This is a genomic window from Pseudokineococcus marinus, from assembly GCF_013004605.1.
Lineage (GTDB): Bacteria > Actinomycetota > Actinomycetes > Actinomycetales > Quadrisphaeraceae > Pseudokineococcus > Pseudokineococcus marinus.
Genome location: NZ_JABEMA010000355.1, coordinates 1 through 2,876 on the forward strand (window position 1 = coordinate 1; position 2,876 = coordinate 2,876).

Consider the following 2,876-nt stretch of genomic DNA (forward strand, 5'->3'; position numbering starts at 1 on the left):
GGCGTGCAGCACCCGCGCGCCCGGGACGGCGGCCGCCTCCTCCAGGCCCGTCACGGGGTCGCCGGTGCGGGGCGAGGCCGGGTAGCCGGCCGCCGCGAGGACGACGACGACCGCGGCGGCCTCGGACCACGTGAGCGGCTCGAGCTCGGCCAGGCGCCCGGTGGCGGCGGCCCGCAGCACCCCGCCGAGCGGCGTCCGCAGGCGCGGGAGGACCACCTGCGTCTCGGGGTCGCCGAAGCGCGCGTTGAACTCCACGACGCGCACCCCGCGCGAGGTGAGCGCCAGCCCGCAGTAGAGGACGCCCGCGAAGGGCGTCCCGCGGCGGGCCATCTCGGCGACGACGGGTCGGGCCACCCGCTCGACGACCTCGTCCACGAGCCCGGGCGGGGCCCACGGGAGCGGCGAGTAGGCGCCCATGCCCCCGGTGTTGGGGCCCGCGTCGCCGTCGAGCAGGCGCTTGCTGTCCTGGGCGGGGGCGAGCGGCACCACGTCGGTGCCGTCGCACAGGACGAAGAGCGACACCTCGGGGCCGTCGAGGAACTCCTCGACGACGACCGCGGAGGCGCCCGCGCCGGGGCGCCCCTCGAGGCAGGACCGCGCGTGCGCGAGCGCCTCCTCGCGGTCGCCGGTGACGACGACGCCCTTGCCGGCCGCCAGGCCGTCGTCCTTGACGACGTGGGGGGCGCCGAAGGCGTCCAGCGCGTCGGCCACCTGCCCGAGGTCGGTGCACACGCGGGCCATCGCCGTCGGCACGCCGGCCGAGGCCATGACCTCCTTGGCGAAGGCCTTGCTGCCCTCGAGCCGGGCCGCCGCGGCCGAGGGGCCGAAGCAGTCCACCCCGGCGGCGCGGACGGCGTCGGCGACGCCCGCGACGAGCGGCGCCTCCGGGCCGACGACCACGAGGTCCACCTCCCGCTCGCGCGCGAGGGCCGCGACGGCGGCGCCGTCGAGCGGGTCGACGCGCACCACCTCGGCCACGTCGGCGACGCCCGGCCCGCCCGGCGCGACGAGGACGTCCGAGACGTCGTCGTCGGCGGCGAGGGCGACGGCGAGGGCGTGCTCGCGAGCACCGGACCCGAGGACGAGGACGCGCACCCGCCGGAGCCTAGGGGCCGCCACGGGGCGTCCCCCCGCGGGCGAGGGTCGACCCACCTCACCTTGCGCTCATCTGAGCGCACTTCCATCACATCCGAGTCTCGGCCTTGACGCGCGGCCTCCCAGCCGGGTCTCATCTGCACCGGAGGCGGCACCCAGCCCGGACGACGACGTCACGACGACGCCCGACCCCACCGGCTCGCACGCGCCAGCCCCCGCCCGCCAGCCCCGCACCGCCCCCCGCACGCTCCGGAAGGACACGACCGCATGACCGCACGACGACGTGCCCCCCTCGCGCTCGCCGCCATCTCGACGGTCGCCCTCGCCGCCACGGCGTGCGGCGGCGCCGGCGGCGGCGGTGGCGGAGCCGGGGGCGGCGACGCCTCCGGCGAGGCCCAGAGCATCAACGTGATCATGGTGAACAACCCGCAGATGGAGGACCTGCAGCAGCTCACCGCCGACAACTTCACGGCGGACACGGGCATCCAGGTCAACTTCACCGTCCAGCCCGAGAACGACGTCCGCGCCCAGATCGCGCAGGACTTCGCCGCCCAGGCCGGCCAGTACGACGTCGCGACCATCAGCAACTACGAGGTGCCGTTCTTCTCGGAGAACGGCTGGCTCGCCCCGCTCACCGACTACGCCGAGGGCGACGACGAGTTCGACCAGAGCGACATCCTCGAGCCCATCGCGGCCGGCCTCACCGGTTCGGACGGCGAGCTCTACGCCGAGCCCTTCTACGGCGAGTCCTCGTTCCTCATGTACCGCACCGACCTCTTCGAGGAGGCCGGGCTGACCATGCCGGAGCAGCCGACGTGGCAGGAGGTCGCCGACCTGGCGGCGCAGATCGACGACCCGAGCGGCACCCGCGGCATCTGCCTGCGCGGCCTGCCGGGCTGGGGCCAGGTCTTCGCGCCCCTGACGACGGTGGTCAACACCTTCGGCGGCACGTGGTTCGACGAGAACTGGGACGCCCAGGTCAACGCGCCGGAGTTCGTCGAGGCCACGCAGTTCTACGTCGACCTCGTGACCCAGCACGGCGAGGCGGGCGCGGCGCAGGCCGGCTTCACCGAGTGCCTCAACGACATGACGCAGGGCAACGTGGCCATGTGGTACGACGCCACGTCGGCGGCCGGCTCCCTCGAGGCGGACGGCTCCCCGGTCGCCGGGCAGATCGGCTACGCGCCGGCCCCGGTCGTCGAGACCGACTCCAGCGGCTGGCTCTACAGCTGGGCCTGGGGCGTGCAGGCGGCGTCGGAGAAGCAGGACGCCGCGTGGGAGTTCATCTCCTGGGCCTCCAGCCAGGAGTACGAGGAGCTCGTCGGCTCCGAGCTCGGCTGGTCGCGCGTGCCGGCCGGCAAGCGCAGCTCGACCTACGAGAACCAGGACTACCTCGACGTCGCCGGCGCCTTCGCCGAGGCCACCGAGGCGGCCATCTCCTCGGCCGACCCCAACGACCCGGGCGTGCAGCCGCGGCCGGCGCCGGGCATCCAGTTCGTCGCCATCCCCGAGTTCGCCGACCTCGCCACCGGCATCTCCGAGGGCATCAGCTCCAACATCGCCGGGCAGGGCTCGGTGCAGGAGACGCTCGACCAGGGCCAGGAGGACGCCCAGGCCGTGGCGGACCGCTACAAGTGACCTGACCGGGTCCCGCCCGAGCACGTCAGCACCGAGCAGGTCAGCACGCACGAGGACCGGCCCCGCCCCGCGGCGGGGCCGGTCCCGCGCCCCCGTCGACGGGGCGCCCGCGGCCCTCGCCGCCCGGCGACGTCCCCGCCGCC

At 75.5% G+C, this 2,876-nt stretch carries 2 protein-coding genes; one reads left to right on the plus strand and one right to left on the minus strand.

What is annotated here, in order from left to right; genetic code table 11:
- Window positions 1-1,095: phosphoribosylamine--glycine ligase (purD, locus tag HLB09_RS15295; RefSeq protein ID WP_171204187.1), on the minus strand; the 1,095-nt coding region annotated here is incomplete at its 3' end.
- 267 nt (window positions 1,096-1,362) lie between these two features.
- On the opposite strand from purD, the gene HLB09_RS15300 reads away from it, so the two are divergent.
- Window positions 1,363-2,733 (plus strand): ABC transporter substrate-binding protein, encoded by a 1,371-nt coding sequence (locus tag HLB09_RS15300; protein WP_171204188.1) that lies wholly within the window; start codon window positions 1,363-1,365, stop codon window positions 2,731-2,733.
- Window positions 2,734-2,876 lie beyond the last annotated feature (143 nt).

What these genes read in the sequence shown, in the direction of transcription:
- HLB09_RS15300 (WP_171204188.1), top strand. Translation starts at nt 1,363, where the DNA reads ATGACCGCACGACGACGTGCCCCCCTCGCGCTCGCCGCCATCTCGACG.